Source organism: Brevibacillus sp. FIR094 (assembly GCF_050477165.1).
Taxonomy (GTDB): Bacteria; Bacillota; Bacilli; order Brevibacillales; family Brevibacillaceae; genus Brevibacillus.
The window spans coordinates 82,662-100,948 of the sequence record NZ_JBEAES010000004.1 but is presented as its reverse complement, the minus strand read 5'-3'; the positions used below and the strand labels follow the sequence as shown (position 1 = coordinate 100,948).

The 18,287-nt window shown below is 50.1% G+C and carries 18 protein-coding genes; 7 read left to right on the top strand and 11 right to left on the bottom strand.

Going from position 1 to position 18,287, the window contains the following annotated elements; all coding sequences use genetic code 11:
* Positions 1 to 17: 17 nt before the first annotated feature.
* Both ACQ5DJ_RS04515 and ACQ5DJ_RS04510 read left to right on the top strand, forming a co-directional pair.
* Positions 18 to 674 (top strand): CoA transferase subunit B, encoded by a 657-nt coding sequence (locus ACQ5DJ_RS04515; protein ID WP_048034676.1) that lies wholly within the window; start codon positions 18 to 20, stop codon positions 672 to 674.
* A gap of 101 nt (positions 675 to 775) precedes the next feature.
* On the top strand, positions 776 to 1,540 hold the full coding sequence (locus ACQ5DJ_RS04510) for an alpha/beta hydrolase (protein WP_429841381.1): 765 nt from the start codon (positions 776 to 778) through the stop codon (positions 1,538 to 1,540).
* Here the strand turns inward: ACQ5DJ_RS04510 and ACQ5DJ_RS04505 are convergent.
* Positions 1,518 to 2,750: an MFS transporter gene (locus tag ACQ5DJ_RS04505; RefSeq protein WP_429841380.1), complete on the bottom strand. Its 1,233-nt coding sequence runs from the start codon at positions 2,748 to 2,750 to the stop codon at positions 1,518 to 1,520. The two genes, ACQ5DJ_RS04510 and ACQ5DJ_RS04505, sit on opposite strands and share 23 nt — an antisense overlap.
* Before the next feature lie 124 nt (positions 2,751 to 2,874).
* On the opposite strand from ACQ5DJ_RS04505, the gene ACQ5DJ_RS04500 reads away from it, so the two are divergent.
* On the top strand, positions 2,875 to 3,768 hold the full coding sequence (locus ACQ5DJ_RS04500; protein WP_429841379.1) for a LysR family transcriptional regulator: 894 nt from the start codon (positions 2,875 to 2,877) through the stop codon (positions 3,766 to 3,768).
* A gap of 63 nt (positions 3,769 to 3,831) precedes the next feature.
* On the opposite strand, the gene purU is transcribed toward ACQ5DJ_RS04500, so the two are convergent.
* The 5 genes from purU to ACQ5DJ_RS04475 form a co-directional block, all read right to left on the bottom strand.
* Positions 3,832 to 4,728 (bottom strand): formyltetrahydrofolate deformylase, encoded by an 897-nt coding sequence (purU, locus tag ACQ5DJ_RS04495; RefSeq protein WP_048034680.1) that lies wholly within the window; start codon positions 4,726 to 4,728, stop codon positions 3,832 to 3,834.
* A 113-nt stretch (positions 4,729 to 4,841) separates the two neighbouring features.
* Positions 4,842 to 5,522 carry a TetR/AcrR family transcriptional regulator gene (locus ACQ5DJ_RS04490; protein WP_144619278.1) on the bottom strand — a complete coding sequence of 227 codons (681 nt, stop codon included), beginning with the start codon at positions 5,520 to 5,522 and terminating at the stop codon, positions 4,842 to 4,844.
* A gap of 18 nt (positions 5,523 to 5,540) precedes the next feature.
* Positions 5,541 to 6,680, bottom strand: a complete 1,140-nt coding sequence (locus tag ACQ5DJ_RS04485) for an ABC transporter permease (RefSeq protein ID WP_429841378.1) — start codon at positions 6,678 to 6,680, stop codon at positions 5,541 to 5,543.
* The gene (locus tag ACQ5DJ_RS04480) at positions 6,677 to 7,435 is read right to left on the bottom strand and encodes an ABC transporter ATP-binding protein (protein ID WP_429841377.1); all 759 of its coding nucleotides are present in this window, start codon (positions 7,433 to 7,435) and stop codon (positions 6,677 to 6,679) included. Before ACQ5DJ_RS04480 ends, ACQ5DJ_RS04485 begins: the two co-directional genes overlap by 4 nt.
* Positions 7,432 to 8,622 (bottom strand): HlyD family secretion protein, encoded by a 1,191-nt coding sequence (locus tag ACQ5DJ_RS04475; protein WP_429841376.1) that lies wholly within the window; start codon positions 8,620 to 8,622, stop codon positions 7,432 to 7,434. The genes ACQ5DJ_RS04480 and ACQ5DJ_RS04475 overlap by 4 nt, the downstream gene beginning before the upstream one ends.
* Before the next feature lie 327 nt (positions 8,623 to 8,949).
* On the opposite strand from ACQ5DJ_RS04475, the gene ACQ5DJ_RS04470 reads away from it, so the two are divergent.
* Complete coding sequence (locus ACQ5DJ_RS04470) at positions 8,950 to 9,327, top strand: VOC family protein (protein ID WP_392426765.1); 378 nt, start codon at positions 8,950 to 8,952, stop codon at positions 9,325 to 9,327.
* A 66-nt stretch (positions 9,328 to 9,393) separates the two neighbouring features.
* Here ACQ5DJ_RS04470 and ACQ5DJ_RS04465 read toward each other — a convergent pair whose 3' ends face one another.
* Positions 9,394 to 11,592, bottom strand: coding sequence for a DNA topoisomerase III (locus ACQ5DJ_RS04465; RefSeq protein WP_429841375.1), 2,199 nt, complete (start codon positions 11,590 to 11,592; stop codon positions 9,394 to 9,396).
* A gap of 198 nt (positions 11,593 to 11,790) precedes the next feature.
* Here ACQ5DJ_RS04465 and ACQ5DJ_RS04460 point away from each other — a divergent pair, with 198 nt between their 5' ends.
* The 3 genes from ACQ5DJ_RS04460 to ACQ5DJ_RS04450 are packed head-to-tail and all read left to right on the top strand — an operon-like array spanning position 11,791 to position 14,277.
* Positions 11,791 to 12,279 carry a MerR family transcriptional regulator gene (locus ACQ5DJ_RS04460; protein WP_429841374.1) on the top strand — a complete coding sequence of 163 codons (489 nt, stop codon included), beginning with the start codon at positions 11,791 to 11,793 and terminating at the stop codon, positions 12,277 to 12,279.
* A 13-nt stretch (positions 12,280 to 12,292) separates the two neighbouring features.
* Entirely contained in the window at positions 12,293 to 12,733 is a 441-nt protein-coding gene (locus ACQ5DJ_RS04455; protein ID WP_429841373.1) for an SRPBCC family protein, read from the top strand.
* Positions 12,730 to 14,277: an MFS transporter gene (locus ACQ5DJ_RS04450; RefSeq protein ID WP_429841372.1), complete on the top strand. Its 1,548-nt coding sequence runs from the start codon at positions 12,730 to 12,732 to the stop codon at positions 14,275 to 14,277. The genes ACQ5DJ_RS04455 and ACQ5DJ_RS04450 overlap by 4 nt, the downstream gene beginning before the upstream one ends.
* Before the next feature lie 74 nt (positions 14,278 to 14,351).
* On the opposite strand, the gene pyrH is transcribed toward ACQ5DJ_RS04450, so the two are convergent.
* From pyrH to ACQ5DJ_RS04430, 4 genes are all read right to left on the bottom strand, one after another.
* Positions 14,352 to 15,086: a UMP kinase gene (gene pyrH, locus ACQ5DJ_RS04445; RefSeq protein ID WP_429841371.1), complete on the bottom strand. Its 735-nt coding sequence runs from the start codon at positions 15,084 to 15,086 to the stop codon at positions 14,352 to 14,354.
* Between the two features lie 171 nt (positions 15,087 to 15,257).
* On the bottom strand, positions 15,258 to 15,776 hold the full coding sequence (locus tag ACQ5DJ_RS04440) for a DUF402 domain-containing protein (RefSeq protein WP_429841370.1): 519 nt from the start codon (positions 15,774 to 15,776) through the stop codon (positions 15,258 to 15,260).
* Positions 15,777 to 15,894: 118 nt separating this feature from the next.
* Positions 15,895 to 17,316 (bottom strand): amino acid permease, encoded by a 1,422-nt coding sequence (locus ACQ5DJ_RS04435; RefSeq protein WP_429841507.1) that lies wholly within the window; start codon positions 17,314 to 17,316, stop codon positions 15,895 to 15,897.
* Positions 17,317 to 17,433: 117 nt separating this feature from the next.
* The gene (locus ACQ5DJ_RS04430; RefSeq protein WP_429841369.1) at positions 17,434 to 17,901 is read right to left on the bottom strand and encodes a DinB family protein; all 468 of its coding nucleotides are present in this window, start codon (positions 17,899 to 17,901) and stop codon (positions 17,434 to 17,436) included.
* Between the last annotated feature and the right edge of the window lie 386 nt (positions 17,902 to 18,287).

Sequence of the window (18,287 nt, the reverse complement as noted above, 5' to 3'; positions counted from 1 at the left end):
AAGGGAGGAAATCACAGATGTCGCTTACACGTGAGCAAATCGCCACTCGTGCCGCCGGGGAAATAGAAGATGGCTTTTACGTAAACTTGGGGATTGGAATGCCCACGCTCGTCGCCAACTACATCCCGGAAGGAAAAACGGTCGTTCTGCAATCGGAAAACGGCTTGCTCGGAATTGGCCCTTACCCGACAGAGGAAAACCTCGATCCTGATCTCATCAACGCCGGAAAAGAAACCGTTACGGCTATTCCAGGTGCGGCCTACTTCTCCAGTGCTGAATCGTTTGCGATGATTCGCGGCGGCCATATCGATCTCGCTATTTTGGGGGCGATGGAGGTTTCTGCTGCGGGTGATCTCGCAAACTGGATGATTCCTGGCAAAATGGTCAAGGGTATGGGCGGTGCCATGGATCTCGTCCATGGCGCGAAAAAAATCGTCGTCATCATGGATCATGTCAACAAGCATGGTGAGACAAAAATCTTGAATGAATGTGCCCTACCACTTACCGGCAAGAAGGTTGTCAACCGTATCATTACGGACAGAGCTGTCATGGACGTAACACCAGACGGACTTGTCCTCGTCGAAGTAGCAGAAGGCTATACAGCGGAAGATATCCAAGCCTGCACGCAACCTACGCTACTTATCTCTCCAGAACTGAAAACCATTGGGCTGTAACCTATTTTTCAGGTACAGAACTCCGTTAGTAAAAGAGCCGACTTCATCGCAGCTGCGTGAAGTCGCTTTTTCTTTCCTTTTTTTACTTGGTGTGGACACACTTGCGCGGTCGCCTCCTTTTCACTTTTTCGTATATAATATGGATGATCCATCAAATTTCCCAGTATCTGAGAGGAAGAGATTCCATGTCAGGAACAGTCGGTTGCTTACTCATCCATGGATTTGCCGGAGACATCAACGACATACTCCCACTCGCCAAAAAGCTCCGCGCGGATGGCTATCACGTGGAATGCCCTACCTTGGAGGGTCATGGGACTACTCGTCGTCACATGGCAAAAAGCACCCGCCACGACTGGCTCCGCTCGGCAGAAGAAGGCTACAAGCGACTGGCCATGCGCGCTGACACCATCGTGGTCATCGGATTTTCTATGGGGGGACTGCTCGCTTTTCACTTGACGACGAAATACCCCGTCGCCCTGCTGTTTACCCTCAACACTCCTTATAAATATTGGGATGTCAAAGAGGCGATGCACTATTTGCGTGAGGATTTCTCTACCCACTCCAAACGCTACATACATGGCATCGGCAGAATCCCTTTTAGCAGCATGCTGCAATTTCGCAGGCTGTTGGCAGAAACGAAGCCGCTTTTGTCCAAAATTACGACGCCATACGTCCTGCTGCAAGCAAGGCGGGATGATACTGTCCACGCCGTGAGTGCACAAATACTCGCGACCAGTGTGGATGAAGCGGCTTCCCCGCACATTTCTTGGTACGAGAATTCCAATCATATGCTGCTGCACGGTCCTGACAAAGAGGCTGCGATTGCCCACGTCATGGCCACGATCAAGAGACGTTTTCCATCTTGATCAACTTCGGTCGGCCCAACCAGGCTAGTGCAAGCATAAACAGCACAATAGCAATCCCGATGTACATCACACCCAGTCCTACATGTTCATCCAGCCAAAAGGCAAGGAGCGGCCCCAACGCCGCGCCCAAATCGCTCACGACTGAATATTGTGTCATCAATGCATGGCTATTGACTTGTCTCGCTGCTACATCCGTCGCGAGTGTATCCAACACAGTCGTGATAATTGTCGCGGTCAACTGAATACCGAATAAAATAGCAAACCATATCACGAGTGCACTCGTTCCTTGCAGGGGTGTCGTTCCTTGCAACGCAGCAAACAGAAACGAAGCGACAAGCAAAGTCCCTATGAACATTTTCGTCCTACCATGCTTGTCAGACAGCGCACCAACTAACGGGGCAGCCCACGGTTCCCATCCCCAGCGTATGCCTTGTACCAGACTCGCAATAACTGCTGCCCCTAACACAATTCCGCCGACCACAATAAATGGATCGCGTATTTCGACCACTCTACTTAACGTGGAGGTAAATATCCCTTGGTACACCATCGTGACGAGTAGTGCCGTAATCATCGTCATCAGCACCGCTCTCTGGCTCCACATACGTTTTCCTGCTACCAACCGCTTCACTCCTGTCTGATCCTGACTGGTAAAGGAAGGCCGTATATAGCGAAAAACGAGAATCAATGCAAACAAGGAAGGCACCGCGAGAGCGATGGAAGCAACAGACAGCCCGTACCAAGAAGCCAGCAGCGCTCCGACCAGCATGCCGCCAAGACTGCCCAATCGATAAAGTCCGTTGTACAAACCCATGAGCTGCCCGCGATTATGTCCTTCGGAAACGGTCACGATCAAGGAATACGCACCTAGCCTTAAAAATGTCCAAGCCACTCCCCATAAGCATCGCATCACAAGCCACAGCCAAAAGCCTTCCAAGCTGTACGAGAGCGTCGTTAGAAAAGCAAGCACCACTGCCACAATCAAACCCGTACGTCCTCCCGAGCGCTCATACCATTTTCCAACAAGGGGGCCGAGTGGTACACGGATGAAACGGTTCACCGCAAGCAATACCCCTACTTCCCACAATGAAGTTAACCCCGCCTCCTTCCAGAAAAGAGGAAGCACCACATAAAGCATCGAATCTCCTATCATGCATAATGCTGTCACCAGTGCGACTGCCACGACTTGTGTCTTTCCACTGACCTCTCTCATCTCCTGATCCTTCTCTCTACTCGTTTTCTGTCTTTATGAGCTATACCTTACGCGCAATCACTCATCGTTTCTAATACATCTTCATCTATAACTCATAAACAAAAGTTATGAATCGAGGTACAGAATGAACTTACATGCACTCCGCATTTTCGTAGAAGTAGCGTCACGAGGCAGTGTCACCGAAGCTTCAATCGCACTCACGATCAGTCAACCTGCCGTCAGTGCCCAAATCCGCAAGCTGGAAAACGAGTTGGGCATGACCTTGCTCGTCCCGGAAGGTCGCGGCATTTCTCTCACCTATGAGGGACGTTTTCTTTTTGAAAAAGCACGTCGTATTTACGACTGGGAGCGCGAAATCGAAACACAGCTGACAGAGATGAAGCAAGGGAAGAAGGGACGGCTGAGGATCGCTTCTACCTATCTCCCCTCCCACTACCTCGTACCGCAATGGCTCGCTCAGTATAAGCAGCTCTATGAAGGGGTCGATGTGGAAATCCGTACGCGCAATTCCATGCAATCCATTGAACTGTTTCTTAGCTGTGAGGTCGATGTGGCTATCATCATTAAGGAATCGTGGGATGAGTTGCCCATCAAGCGGCTTCATTTGATGGATGTGCCCTATTGGTTTATTTTGCCCGCCCATCATCCGCTTGCAGGTAAGGAGATCCGTATGGAGCAGCTCGTCGAGGAACCGTTTTTGTTGCGGGAGCAAGGCAGTTCGACCAGGGATTGGCTCTTTGCCCTTTGTCGTGAGCATGGTGTCAAGCGTCCACAGGTAGGTCTTCAATATCATGGTCTGGTTGAATCTATTCACTCCGTTCGGGCAGGGTATGGAACGATGCTGGCGCCTGCTCCAGCCGTTAGCGAAATGGTCGAGCGTGGAGAGGTCGGTCGGGTAACCGTGCCAGGAGTGGAGATCAAGCGTCCCGTTTACGTGTGTACGCGAGAGGATGAGACCGACCAGCGGCCTGTTGTCGCTCAGTTTCTGGAGTTGTTAAAGCGTGAGAGGTCTTCGTGAGTGTAGCCACATGCAAAAAAGAGGCGTTTCCTTCAAGGAATAGCCTCTTCTTATGCGCAATGCTTATGGGAACACAATTGTTTTATTACCGTACACCAGCACCCGATCCTCCAGATGCCAACGAACTGCACGTGCAAGCACCGTACGCTCCACCTGACGTCCCAGCTGCTTCAGTGCCTCGACGTCTTCCTGATGCGATACACGTTGAACGTCTTGCTCGATGATTGGACCTGCGTCTAGCTCTTCCGTTACGTAATGCGCAGTCGCCCCGATCAGCTTCACGCCGCGACGATACGCCTGCTCGTAAGGCTTCGCTCCGACAAAGGCTGGGAGGAAGGAATGGTGGATATTGATAATCCGCATCGCATAGTCCTCCAAAAAGCGCGGGGACAAAATCTGCATGTAGCGAGCCAGAACGATTAGATCAACACCCTCCGCCGCTGCAATCTGCTCTTCTTCTGCCTGCGGCTTGTTATCCTTCGTGACTGGAATGCAACGATACGGAATACCGAAGGACTCGACAGTCTCCTGCATGTCAGGATGGTTGCTGACGACAACCGCGATATCCGCGAACAGCTCCCCGGACTTCCAGCGCCACAAGAGCTCCAACAGACAGTGATCTTCTTTGGAAACAAACAGCGCGACCTTCTTGCGCTTGTTTGCTTCGACCAAGGACCATTCCATACCAAAGCTCTCGGCTACAGGGCTGAATGCTTCCTTGATCTCTTCACAGCGCTCGTCCAGATTGATGAGATCGAATTCAATGCGCATGAAAAACCGGCCTGTTTCCGGATCGGTTGTGTACTGGTCAGATTGAACGATGTTGGCTCCTTGTTGGAACAAGAAGTTCGACACCGCCGCGACGATACCCGCGCGGTCCGGGCAAGAAATCAGCATGCGTGCCCGATCTTTATTTTTCTCTCGATACGCGAGCCATTCTCTCTCTGATAACAATTGCATGGTTTACTCTCCTCCATAAAAAACAGCAAAAAGTTGTTTGCAATTATACCATTCCCAGAAGGGATTTCTATACCCAAATAGAGAGAAAAATGTTCACTTATCGATAAAAATTTTTAGATAGAGTGATTTCCAATCCCATTTAGCAAAATATCTACGGTCAGTGCGATTTGTTCGTCGTCGCTGAACTGCGTAAATTCATCGGTATCCAGAACTTGCCGGAACAAAACGAGCCCGATCATCGAGGACAGAATCGCCCGAAAGACAGCCTGTGTCGGGAGGGGACGTAATTCGCCTACCTCTACCTTTGCCTCGATTAGCTTATTTGCCATCTCCTTCACACCCGTGAAAACTGTAGCGATCAGTGCTTCCCTGATTTCGTCATGGAAAAAGGCTTCTTGCAGCAAAATGCGAATATGCTTTTCATTCGCCAGCACCAAGTCGATCCGGTTTCGGTACAGCTCTGTCACGATTTGGGAGAATGTTTTTTTATTTTGCTCTTTGAATATCTCACGGACATCCTTCAAAATAAAAGGCGCCGCGAATTTGACCAATACAGGTGCTACGACGGCAAGTAAAATATCCTTTTTCGATTTGTAGTGGCGAAAAATCGTGCCCTCTGCCACTCCTGCTTCTTTGGCAATTTCAGAGGTTGAGCTGGCATGAAAGCCTTTTTCGGCGAACAGCTTCACTGATGCACGCAAAATATTGCGCTGCTTCTCCGTCATCTCACTCTCGTCTTTCAACTCTTCTACATATTCCAACAGGCCTTCTACAAATGTTGGCGGCTTGTTCATCCTTCTATTACGCTCCTCTTATTCGATCTTCTTGCGGAATCGCAGGATAGCGATGGTCAGGATCAAAAGACAGAAGCTGCTCATTCCGACGACATCTTTCCAGAGCGCATCGATGTCTACGCCCTTTAAGAAAATTCCCCGCAAGATTTCCAGAAAATAGGTCAACGGGACAAGCCCGCCTAACCATTGTATCACGAGCGGCATCGAATCGCGCGGGAACATAAAGCCGGAGAGAAGCACGCTGGGCAGGATAAAGGCGAATGCCATTTGCATCGCTTGAAGCTGGGTCTTTGCCACCGTAGAAATGAAAATGCCCAAAAGAAGCGTCGTCACTAAAAACAAGACAGACAACGTCACCAAAAGCGAAATGCTACCTTTAACCGGAACCCCGAACCAATATGTTCCAACCAATAGCACCAGACAAAACGAAAAGAGACCTACACCTACATAGGGGGTAATTTTGCCGAGCATCAGCTCCAATGGGCGTATCGGAGTCACGATTAACTGCTCCATCGTTCCCCGCTCCTTCTCACGTACGAGGGAAAACGCCGTCAAAATCATCGTGACGTTTTGCATAATCAAGCCGATCAAACCGGGAATATTGAAGACAATACTCTCCATATTGGGGTTAAACAGCACACGTGTATCCAAGCCGAGTGGCTGTTCCAGCTCCCCCAAGCCTTGTTTTTGCAGCTTTATTTCCTGCAACGTGATCGCTTGATGTTGGACGATCAACTGAGCTTGGGAAGTGGCAGTCCGGGCGATATTCGGATCGGAACCATTAATGAGCATCTGCACATCTACCGGCTCATTTCGATCACGCTTGCGGGTGTAGTCTGGCCCGATAATGAGCGCTACATTTACGGAGCCATCGTCTAACATAGCTTCGATCTCCTCGTAGCCACTTACATGGGCTGCGACCTCGAATACACGCGTATTGACGAACTGATCCACCAGTTCCCTGCTGGCAGCAGAAGGACTTTGATTCCAAACGGCCATCTGGATGTCATTGACGTCTGTATTGACCGCATATCCGAACAAAAACAACAGCATCAGCGGCATGACCAGTGCAATCGCCAGACTGGGACGATCCCGCTTGATTTGGATGACTTCCTTCTTTACTACAGACCAGTAACGCTCCCAGACAAAATGCCTCATCGGACTCCCTCCTCCCCCGCCTGTCTGGCTTCCTCCTGCCTAACCAGATCGATGAAGACATCTTCCAGATTGCCTACTCCCATACGATCGATCAGCTCTTGTGGAGTGCCTTCCGCCAGCAGATTGCCGAAAAAGATAAAGCCGATCCAATCGCATGTCTGCGCCTCATCCATGTAGTGTGTGGTCACCAACACGGTGATTCCCTGTCGCGCCAGCTCATGAATGACGTCCCAAAAAATCCGGCGGGAAACAGGATCGACTCCTGCTGTCGGTTCGTCCAAAATCAACAGCTCCGGCTTGTGTAAAAGAGCGCAGGAGAGCGCGAGGCGTTGCTTCCAGCCTCCTGACAGCGAACCCGCAAGCTGCTTTTCCCTGCCGGTCAGGCCTGCCATCTCAATCAGCTCCGCTTTCCGCTGCTTTCGTTCTGCACTGTTTAATTGATAAACTCCGGCATAAAAATCGAGATTCTCCTCCACTGTCAAATCTTCATACAGGCTGAACTTTTGCGACATGTACCCGATCCGCTGCTTGATTTCCTCGCTCTGTGTCATGACATCGAAGCCAAGTACCGTCCCCTTTCCCGTCGTCGGGGTCAACAAACCGCAAAGCATCCGGATTGTGGTCGATTTCCCTGAGCCATTCGGACCCAAAAAACCGTAAATCGAACCTCTCGGAACCGTCAGCGTCAAACTGTTCACGGCTACTCGATCTCCGAAACGCTTCGTCAACTGCTCGCATTGGATAGCGGCGTTCATTGACCTCCCTCCTCGTCTGCCAACAGCACATCGGCAGGCATACCTGGTTTGATTTTGTCGAGTCCATCTGTGATGTGTATCGTAACAGCAAACACAAGCTTGGTGCGTTCATCCGGCGTCTGTACATTTTTCGGCGTAAACTCCGCTTTTTCCGAGATGCGACTGATCGTTCCCGTAAACGTCTCCTCAGGATAAGCATCCACCTTGATACCAACCTTTTGCCCTTTTTTCACCCGATTCAATTGTGCTTCCGGGATGTACACAACAAGCTCGAGCTGATCTGGCTTCATCATCGTAAACAAGGTAGCACCCGTTTTGGCTACTTCCCCCTGTTCGATAGAGGAGCGCAAGAGAGTACCATCGTCTGTTGCAGTAATCTTGGACTTTTCCAGCTGCAATAAGGCTTGATCCAGTTTCGCTTTCGCCTGCTGCTGGGTGGCGAGTAGTGCCCGAATCGCGTAATCGGTACTTCCTTCCTTCACCTGATCGAGATCCGCCTGTGCTCCGGCTTGCGCGGCTTGTACTGTATCGATTTGGGCCGAAGCAGCAGCGATGTCTTCTTGCGCAGATCGGTACTGTGCCTGTGTCTGAGCTACTTGTGCCGCCCATTGATCTGCCTGCGTTTTTGCCTGGTTCACTGCTTCTTTTTGTGTGTCGAGGTCTTTGGCAGAGATCGCTCCTTTTTCGAAGAGCGCTGTTGCTTCCTCGAGTCTTTTTTGTTGATACAAAAGGGTCTGCTGTGCCCCTTGCCATTGCGATTCTACCTGCGTCATCTGCTCAGTCGCTCGTGCTTTTCCTGCTTCCGCCTGATTTTTTCTCGCTTGTGCCAGTTGGATATTCGCATTTGCCTGCTGGACGTTGGCCATGCTTCTTTGAATCGTCGTGTCGCGTGAACCAGCCTTCGCCTCTTCTAGTCTGGCTGTCGCTTGGTCCAATGCTGCCTGTGCTTCTGCCACAGTAATTTGGTAGCTTCGTTTATCGATTTGGGCTAGCACTTGTCCTTGTTTTACTGCACTTCCCTCTTCTGCCGTAACGTTTGTAACCAATCCGCCTACTTCCGCTACGATCGGCAGCTCGATGGCCTCGATTGTGCCGGACAGAGACGGATGATTTTCGGATGTCCAATTGCAGCCCGACAATGCCAGTAACAGTCCCCCGATACATATGGAGCGAACAACTGGTTTCATAAACGCTTCCCCCTACCTGCGTAATGGAGTGAGTAATCACTTTCTTTTTATGAGAAAAAAACAAGCCATGGAACCAGTCTAAAGATGACCTTTTTCGATTAGCGAGTGATTACTCACTTTTATTTGTGAGTATATGCTCCTCTTTTACGAAATGCAATTCCTTTTTCTTAAATGCGCAATTGAATAGAAATCCTATCTGATTATTCATGCTATGATGAAGTCAAGTTAGACAAGTCCTTTGGCATCGTGTATCAGATACCGTCGGGATGGAAAGGATTAGGAGCGTCGGGTTTTTAACTACCATGTAGGGAGTGGAAAATGTCTATGATGATTAGCAAAGTCGGTCAAATCATGCTGTATGTCAATAACCAAGACCAAGCGGTGAGCTTTTGGACGGAAAAACTCGGGTTTCGTGTTGTTTCAGAAGAAAAGAACGGTGAAATGAGATGGATTGAAATTGCTCCTGCACAAGGCGCTGAAACAAGCATCGTTCTGCACAATAAGGAATTGGTTGCGAAAATGTCGCCCGGAATGAATCTTGGCACTCCTTCGCTCCTGCTCTTTTCGGAAAATATCGAGGAATTGCGTAACGACCTCATGAATAAAAATGTGAAGGTTGGAGACATTGTTACGATGCCTTCGGGCCGCGTCTTTAACTTCGCAGACGATGAAGAGAATTACTTTGCTGTACTGGAGAAAAAGTAAATACAATGAGGCGGCTGACTTGAACGGTCGGCCGCCTTTTGTTTCACGCTTTTGTTTCATGCCTCTTTAGTCTAACTTTAATTTGGACAGTGCGTCTTTCAACGCGGAGTTAATTCCTTCATCCTGCGCCTTGTCCTGTCCCTTCAAATACTTGGCTACTTCATTCTTCGAAACCTTGCTGCCCTTTTCCTTATCGCGACGCTCCTGGAAGGTCTTCAGTTTTTCCTTGTGCCCACAAGCGCAGACAAAGGATTGTCCTTCGCCTTCTCCACGTAGTTCCAATCTTTTGTGGCATTTTGGACATCTGGCATTGGTCTGCTTGGCAATGCTTTTGCGATAGCCGCATTCCCGATCCTGGCACACCTGCATTTTGCCGCGCTTTCCGTTTACCTCGAGCAAAAACTTATTGCACTCCGGGCATCTGCTTCTGGTCAGGTTGTCGTGTCGGAAAGTCTGATCGCTGTTCTTGATCTGTTGGACGACTTCTTTGGCGTACGATTTCATCTCTTCAATAAACACTCGCTTATTCAAGCTTCCCTTGGCGATGGCACCGAGTTTTTGCTCCCATTGGGCGGTCAAGGTCGGCGACTGCATTTCATCTGGGACGAGGTCTAGCAATTGCTTGGCTTTTGCGGTGACAAAAATATGCTTGCCGCGCTTCTCTAGCAAAAAGCTGTTGAACAGCTTCTCGATCACATCCGCGCGGGTGGCTACCGTACCAAGTCCGCCCGTTTCCCCAATCGTTTTGATCAAATCTTTGCTTTCGTTCGCCATGTATTTCGCCGGGTTTTCCATCGCAGACAGCAGACTCGCTTCTGTGAAAGGCTCTGGCGGCTTCGTCTCGCCCTTGGTCTGGGATATCGACTGGATGTGCAGACGATCTCCTTTGGCAAGAGAAGGCAGGATCTGTTCCTTTACGCCATCCTTCGCATCGTCGTCTTCTACATCGTGGTCATACGCCTCTCTCCAGCCTTGGGAGAGCACGGTTTTTCCTTTTGCCAGGAACGTTTCATTCCCTATTTTCGCCTGGATAGTTGTTTGCTCGTATTCGAACGCAGGCAACAGAACAGCCAGGAAGCGCTTCACGATGAGGTCAAAAATTTTGCGTTCCTTATCACTCAAATCACCGAGAAAAACAGCTTGCTCTGTCGGAATAATCGCATGGTGGTCCGATACTTTGCTGTCATCCACGAACGATTTGTTCGCTTTGATCGGCGCACGCAGGATTCTGGCGGCGAGGGGCGCATATGGCTTCATTTGGACAGCCTTGATTCGATCCGGCAGCGTCTCGACGATATCTGCAGAGAGATAGCGAGAGTCCGTTCGTGGATACGTCACTGCCTTGTGATGCTCATATAACCCTTGCATGATGGACAGCGTCTGCTTTGGTGAGTAGCCAAACATCCGGTTAGCATCCCGTTGCAGCTCCGTCAAATCGTACAGCTGTGGAGCATACGTCTTTTTGTGTGCACGAGTAATCTCGATGACTTCTGCGCTTTTTTCTTGTTTGAGTGAAGCTATGAGCTGATCCGCTTTCTCCTTGGAAAACGTTTTGACATCCTTCGTTTGCTGATCTTGCCATTGAAGCTGAACCGGACCTTGGGCCACCGCAGACAGCCCGTAAAATGGCTTGGGCGTAAAGCGACGAATCTCCTCTTCTCGCGATGCCACAATAGCGAGTGTCGGCGTCTGGACACGACCACATGAGAGCTGGGCGTTATGCTTGCACGTCAAAGCGCGCGTAGCGTTGATACCTACGAGCCAGTCTGCTTCTGCACGAGCAGCGGCGGAGGCAAACAAGTTTTCATAGTTTTTGCCGTCCTTCAGATTGCGGAAGCCTTCGCGGATCGCCTTATCTGTCACCGAGGAAATCCACAGTCGCTTGATTGGTTTATTCACGTGCACCAGCTCGAGAATCCACCGGGCAACTAGCTCTCCTTCACGCCCTGCATCGGTTGCAATGACGATCTGTCCCACATCGTTGCGTCTCAATTGTTGTTTGACGACCTGAAATTGCCTGTTGCTTTCCTTGATCACGACCAAGCGCAATGGGGACGGCATAATTGGCAAATCCTCGATTCGCCACGAGCTGAATTGCTGCCCGTACGCTTCTGGATCAGCAAGGGTGACCAAATGCCCGAGCGCCCACGTTACGATATATTTATCTCCTTCAAAAAAGCCGTTTCCTTTTTTGTGACACTGCAATACTTTGGCAATGTCGCGTCCAACCGAAGGCTTTTCTGCCAGTACAACTGTTTTACTCATGTACGACATCCTTTCAAACCAATTCAACAACCTGTTATCCATTGTAAACAAAAAAGCAAGAAAGTTTTAGACTCCATTTTGAAAGTGAGTTATTTTCCCATTGGAAAAAACTTCAAACGACTCCTTGACCATTACGTTACGTAACGGTTTATAGTGAAGTTACCGGTGAAACGCTAGCGATCAAGAAAGGGGCTGATCATGAAACAACATTGGAAAGTCGGAGAACTTGCGAAAATGGCGGGAATTACGATACGGACTTTACGTTTTTACGATCAGATAGGCTTGTTTTCGCCATCCGGCTATTCGCAATCCGGATATAGGCTCTACACTGAAAAGGACATTTCACGCCTACAGCAAATTTTGTCCTTGAAGGAGTTGGGGCTCTCGCTGGAGCAGATTAAAGCTGTTATGGTCGGAGACCAACTCAGCCTGTCAGACATCGTTACCATTCAAATAGACAGCCTGAAGGAAAGTATCCGCATGCAGCAGAAACTCTTGCATGAGCTTGAGAATGTATCGAGTAGGATGCAAAGGAACGAGCCGTTTACTGTTGAGCATTTCATGAGCATCATACGGACGATGAGAATGAAGCATGAGAAATTTTTCGCCGAGAGAAAGTCAAGTATGGATCGCCACCTCGACCGACTTGGTGAATATTTAGATGAGCATCCGGAGGAACCCGGATAAGGAGGTTTTGACTGTGAGTGAACGATCTGCCAAACATTCCACATTTGTTATCGAAAGGAACTATAAACATTCCCCTGCCCGTGTATTCGCTGCATGGGCGGGTCAAGCAGCAAAAGCCGGTTGGTTTCCTAAAGCCGACGAGTTCGATTTCCGCGTCGGCGGCCGAGAATTCAATCGCGGTGGTCCGCCTGGGGGACCCGTTTACACATTCGATGCCTGCTATCAGGAAATCGTTCAGGATAGTCGAATTGTATACTCATACACGCTGGACATGGAAGACAAGCGGATGTCTGTCTCCGTGACGACGGTGGAATTCGATTTCGTAGATGGCGGCACGCGCTTGATCTATACCGAGCAGGGCGTTTTTCTGGACGGTCTTGATACGCCTGAACAGCGTGAGCACGGAACAAAGGTGATGTTGGACCAGCTCGGAAAAGCTCTGGACGAGCAATGATAGATGCTGCGTTTGAATCGAGTAACCGGGCCGGTTTGAACGAATGGATCGGACTTGCCGTGCTTTCATTGCCTGCACTGCTCGTTTCGATAGACTTGTCCGTAATGATTCTCGCACTTCCTCACATAAGCGTCTTTATCGGCGCTGACAGTACAGAACAGCTCTGGATCATGGACATATACGGCTTCATGCTCTCGGGGTTTCTGATCACGATGGGCTCGCTCGGAGATCGACTCGGCCGCCGTAAGCTGCTGATGTTCGGCGCAGCGGCATTCGGTTCGGCTTCCGTGTTGGCCGCTTATTCCACCACCTCTGGAATGCTGATTGCAGCACGGGCGCTGCTCGGCATAGCCGGGGCGACGGTATCGCCTTCTTCCCTGGCTTTAATCAGCAATATGTTCCGCGATCATAAGCAGCGTTCCCTCGCCATAGGCATATGGTTCATGTGCTCCATGGGAGGCATGGCGCTTGGCCCGATAGTCGGCGGGATGATGCTGGAGCATTTTTCATGGGGTTCGATTTTTCTACTCGGCGTTCCAGTCATGGCGCTGCTGTTGTTGACTGCGCCCCATCTTCTGCCCGAATATCGGGATCCCGCACCTGGTCATTTGGATATGACTAGCGTCATGCTGTCGATGTGTACCATTCTACCCGCAATATACGGCCTAAAGGAAATCGCTAAGCAAGGTCTACAGATCTTGCCGCTCATTACCACTGCGGCTGGAGTTGTTTTCGGGACGTTATTCGTAAGACGGCAGCAACGGTTGGACAGTCCGCTAATAGACTTGCGCCTATTCGCAAACCCCTCCTTCAGCACAGCACTGGGCGGCTTGTTCGGCATCACTTTGACAGGCGCTTCCATGCTCTTCATCGCACAGCATCTTCAATTCGTGGAAGGACTATCGCCGCTTGCGGCAGCGATGTGCATGCTCCCGGGAGTGGTTGCGTCGATGGCAGGCATGTTGTTGTCGCCGATCATCGCTCGGCGGATTCGACCGTCGCTCCTTATCGGGGCAGGCCTCGCCGTCTCGGCGACTGGTTGTATTCTACTGTCCCAAGTAGGAGCGGGATCTGGACTCTCTACCCTGATCGTCGGTTATATCTTTTTTAATATGGGTGTAGCCCCGTTTGCGAGCTTGTCCAGCGATATCATTATCGGCTCAGCCCCTCCTGCGAAAGCGGGTTCGGCGGCGTCCTTGCTGCAAACGAGCGGTGAATTCGCATTCGCACTGGGTATCGCTGTATTAGGCAGCATCGAAACATATGTGTATCGCACTCAAATTGCCGGCTTCATACCGAGAGATGTTACGCCATTAATAGCCGGAGCCTCCCGCGAAAGTCTGGCTGGGGCAGTATCGGCAGCTAAAGCTTTACCCGAACCTATTGGTTCAACACTTCTTCATGGCGCCCAGATAGCTTTTATCGACGGCATGCATGCTGTTGTGGCCGTTAGCGGCGGGCTTATGATCGCGATCGCCATACTCACCGTGATCAAACTTCGCCATATCCCCCCCATCGGGCAGAAAACGCCAGGTGAGATGTAATGATTAGCGACAGTCTAGGACTTTATTTTCTCGTCCCAGACTGTCGCTGTCTCTTTTATCAGAACCTTTGCTTACTACTTATACAGTGCCTCCAGTTCTGTGCTAATGTACGTACCTACCTGCTCCCCACGACAAATCTGCGCCATGGCTCCCGGCTGATCAAAGTTAAACACGTGCAGCGGCAATTGGTGGTCTCTGGCCAAAATCATTGCGGCCTGATCCATGACTCTCAAATCTCTTCTGACCACCTCGTCAAAAGAGACCTCCACATACTGCTTCGCGGTAGAATCCTTGCGCGGATCGGCAGTGTACACGCCATCTACGCCGTGCTTCGCGACCAAAAGGGCATCCGTACCTACCTCGAGCGCCCGCTGGACAGCCGGATAGTCAGTAGTCACATACGGTTGACCATTTCCCCCAGCGAAGATGACCACATGCCCCTTTTCCAAATGATGGACGGCCCGTAGACGAATGTACGGCTCGGCGACTGCATTGATCGGAACGGCAGTCATGACTCGGACTTCCCTGTTTACGCGGGCCTTCAAAACTCCGCGCAGCATCAAGCTGTTGATGACGGTGGCCAATGTACCGATATTGTCCGCCTCCACCCGCTCGATTCCCCATTGATCAGCCATGTTCCCGCGAAAAATATTACCCCCGCCGATCACGATGGCTACTTCTACGCCCATATCCAGCAAAGACAAAATCTCCCCCGCGATATGCTCCAGCTGCACAGGATTAAAGCCAAACCCGTTTTCCTTCGCTACCGCTCCACCGCTTAACTTGACCAGGACTCGTTTATACCGCATGGCGCCTCCCCCTACGTTCTTTTCTTTGGAATGGATCACGTTCAAAAAAAAAGAACGAAAGCAAACATCGCCTTCGTTCTTCGAAGCAAAAAGAGTAGATTGGGAACCTTCCGTTCTTGTTATTCATTCCCATCCCCTCCTTTTTTTCACTATGGAAAACTCCTCACCATTCTATGCAAAGAAATTGGGAAAGTCAAAGGCATCGCGTTTCCCCGCTAAAATATCCTGTAGCATCCTATCAGCCGTCTTTGTGGCAAACTGGTGATCCTCGCTCGTGATAACGCCTTTTTTCAATGCCTCATCGAGCTCATCCTGATCGAGCAGGTACACTTCTCCTGTCGGTAGTACCACGATGTCGAGGTACAAATCGTCATACCAGAGATGCCCGTTCTCATCCTTGCCATGTCCCCTGCAAATATCGATATACCATTGCACGGTATTCCCTAACTCATCCATCATTTTCGTAACGGCATGAGCTTGACCATGGGGAAAATACTGCAAGTACACATATCCTCTATCACCCACACACAGAGTTTTGTCCCCGACAGGCATGTAAGCAGGCTCACTTACTTCGTCCAGAGTCAGACGAACAGTGTACCCAGAGAAAGATAAAGATTCTACCCATTTTTGCTGGTAGCCCAATCGCTTCACGCGTCTCCAACCAGGTCGATCTGCTCGTTTTCGCTTCATAGCCTGCTCTCCCTCGTCGTTTTGGTTGCTTTTACTCTACCATGAATTGGATGGCTTTGTCAGATAGCAAACAAAGACATGCTCACGTAGAACATGTCTAACTGGACTAACCTGCCATTTATGTTTGGGAGGAGTCGTCTTTTGCTGCCAATCGACTGTGTTTGCGCCCATAAAGGAAATAGACGATCGCTCCGACCGACAGCCAACCGAGAAAACCAATCTTGGTCAGCGTAGGCAGGTTGAAAACGAGATATCCGCAAAAGAGAACCGCGAGCAAGGGAACAAGCGGAACAAATGGGACGCGAAAAGCCCTTGGTAATTGCGGATGAGTGCGCCGCAGTACAACCAGTCCAATCGAGACCAAAATAAAAGCAAACAGCGTTCCGATGTTGGTGAGCTGGGCCAAGCTTGAGAGGGGCAATAATCCACCGAAGGTTGCTACCAATGCAGCCACAACAAGCGTGCTCTTTTGTGGTACCTGTGTGCGGGGATGTACATGCGAGAAGAGCTCGGGGAGCAAGCCATCTCGGCTCATCGCAAAAAACATCCGTGCTTGTCCATACATCATGACTAACAAAACGGTAGTGATCCCGACGATAGCTCCTAAAGAAATGAAGCCTGCTACCCAGTCCTGATTGACATAACTGAGTGCAAACGCGACCGGATTTTTGACATTCAACAATTTGTACGGAACAATCCCTGTCAATGTCAGTGAGACAGCAATGTACAAAATCGTGCACACGAGTAAGGACGAGATGATCCCGATTGGCATGTCGCGCTGGGGATTGCGCACTTCTTCGGCCGCACTGGACACCGCATCAAACCCGATAAAAGCAAAAAACACCGTTGCGGCACCAGTCGCTACTCCCGCAAAACCAAACGGCATGAATGGACTCCAGTTTTCCGGCTTGACATACATGACCCCAACGACGAGGAACAGGACAACTACCGTTATTTTTATTAACACCATGATGGTATTCAAGCTCGCTGACTCTCTCGTTCCTTTCATCAACAAAGCTGTAATGATGACAATGATGAGGACCGCAGGTAGATCGATAATCGTTCCTTTCGATGCATCAAACGCACTCGTGAGCGCATGCGGTAGGTGGATGTTAAACCCGGCTAGCAATCCCTGGGCATACCCCGACCATCCGCTTGCCACCGCAGCACAAGCCACTCCGTATTCGAGAATCAAGTCCCACCCAATCATCCAGGCGACAAACTCGCCAAATGCCGCATAGCTGTATGTATAAGCGCTTCCCGACACCGGAACAGTCGAAGCAAATTCTGCATAGCAGAGTGCGGCAAATACACAAGCAAGTGCCGCAATCACAAAAGACAAAACAAGCGCTGGTCCAGCATGCAAGGCAGCGGCAACGCCCGTTAACACAAAAATCCCTGTTCCCATGATCGCGCCAATGCCCAGCATTGTCAGGTCAAAAGCACCTAGTGACTTTTTGAGAGAGCTTTCGTTTTTATCCACCTGCTCCAGCATTTGCGCAACTGACTTTTTCCTCAGCAATTGATTTTTCCATGACATCATGTGCGCCCTCCCAAGCGGGTCATTCACTTCCAACCGTGATTGAAAACAGTTGGAGTATGGTCCGTTTGGAGGAAAATTATGCATATGTGCAGTTTAGAGCGGATTTTGTCAGGGCTACCTGCTTGCTAATCCGCGCCCGATGACATTGGCGGAAACTGGCGCAATCCCGAGCTCTCTTGCCCAAATGGACAACTGCCCCATGTGATGAATCTCGTGGGCGATGACATGGCGAAGCAGCTCCCCCTTTGTGTACACTTCATCATCCCAGGCGACCTTTACCGATTCGTTCTCCAGCTCGTCTGACCAATTCTCGATGAAATCTCGCAATTCCACGCGCCATGCATCTGATAGTTCTTTGACTTTTTCCAGAGACTTGTAATCTTCATACGATACCTGAATATCCGGCTTCCCCTGTATACCTCGAAGCCAGCTATATTCCACATCTGTAATGTGAAACAGCGTGTACAAAATCGTGCCAGCCCCACCTGTACGCTCGCGCAGCAATTCATCTGGCGACAGCTGCTTACACCATTCCATCCACTCGTCCCGAACCTGCCAGTTATACTGGAAAAACATCTTCATTGGACCCGCCCCTTGTCTAATTGAGTAGATTATTAAGGAAATTTCAACCAATTATAGCACGTACGTTCGTATTTTGTTACAAATTCTTGGTGATTGTCTTCTAACCGTAGTGGTCGGGCTTTCGTATAGCTTTGATCCTCTTCCGACTCTTAGAACATAATGAGGGCAGTTTAAAGCTGCTTCCTTGAATTCTTTTCACCAAAAGCCGCGTGGGAAGAAGCGCATTTCCAGTCAAAGCGCCTCTGGAGCCCAACCTAGCTTGGAAATGAATGCCGGGGAATTTCAGCTTCACTCATGAAATCTTTCATCGAAACTTCTACGTTTGAAGCGCTCCCGCCATTTATTCCGGAGCGGACAGTCAATCCCCTTTGCGGGGCGTAGGCCGA

Excerpts from the sequence above, each read along its gene's own strand:
- purU (WP_048034680.1), bottom strand. The coding sequence starts at position 4,728 with ATGCAATTGTTATCAGAGAGAGAATGGCTCGCGTATCGAGAGAAAAAT.
- ACQ5DJ_RS04480 (WP_429841377.1), bottom strand. The coding sequence starts at position 7,435 with ATGAACGCCGCTATCCAATGCGAGCAGTTGACGAAGCGTTTCGGAGAT.
- pyrH (WP_429841371.1), bottom strand. The coding sequence starts at position 15,086 with ATGCGGTATAAACGAGTCCTGGTCAAGTTAAGCGGTGGAGCGGTAGCG.
- ACQ5DJ_RS04460 (WP_429841374.1), top strand. The coding sequence starts at position 11,791 with ATGAAACAACATTGGAAAGTCGGAGAACTTGCGAAAATGGCGGGAATT.
- ACQ5DJ_RS04430 (WP_429841369.1), bottom strand. The coding sequence starts at position 17,901 with ATGAAGATGTTTTTCCAGTATAACTGGCAGGTTCGGGACGAGTGGATG.
- ACQ5DJ_RS04470 (WP_392426765.1), top strand. The coding sequence starts at position 8,950 with ATGATTAGCAAAGTCGGTCAAATCATGCTGTATGTCAATAACCAAGAC.
- ACQ5DJ_RS04475 (WP_429841376.1), bottom strand. The coding sequence starts at position 8,622 with ATGAAACCAGTTGTTCGCTCCATATGTATCGGGGGACTGTTACTGGCA.
- ACQ5DJ_RS04500 (WP_429841379.1), top strand. The coding sequence starts at position 2,875 with ATGAACTTACATGCACTCCGCATTTTCGTAGAAGTAGCGTCACGAGGC.
- ACQ5DJ_RS04485 (WP_429841378.1), bottom strand. The coding sequence starts at position 6,680 with ATGAGGCATTTTGTCTGGGAGCGTTACTGGTCTGTAGTAAAGAAGGAA.
- ACQ5DJ_RS04490 (WP_144619278.1), bottom strand. The coding sequence starts at position 5,522 with ATGAACAAGCCGCCAACATTTGTAGAAGGCCTGTTGGAATATGTAGAA.
- ACQ5DJ_RS04435 (WP_429841507.1), bottom strand. The coding sequence starts at position 17,316 with ATGTCATGGAAAAATCAATTGCTGAGGAAAAAGTCAGTTGCGCAAATG.
- ACQ5DJ_RS04515 (WP_048034676.1), top strand. The coding sequence starts at position 18 with ATGTCGCTTACACGTGAGCAAATCGCCACTCGTGCCGCCGGGGAAATA.
- ACQ5DJ_RS04450 (WP_429841372.1), top strand. The coding sequence starts at position 12,730 with ATGATAGATGCTGCGTTTGAATCGAGTAACCGGGCCGGTTTGAACGAA.
- ACQ5DJ_RS04505 (WP_429841380.1), bottom strand. The coding sequence starts at position 2,750 with ATGAGAGAGGTCAGTGGAAAGACACAAGTCGTGGCAGTCGCACTGGTG.
- ACQ5DJ_RS04465 (WP_429841375.1), bottom strand. The coding sequence starts at position 11,592 with ATGAGTAAAACAGTTGTACTGGCAGAAAAGCCTTCGGTTGGACGCGAC.
- ACQ5DJ_RS04440 (WP_429841370.1), bottom strand. The coding sequence starts at position 15,776 with ATGAAGCGAAAACGAGCAGATCGACCTGGTTGGAGACGCGTGAAGCGA.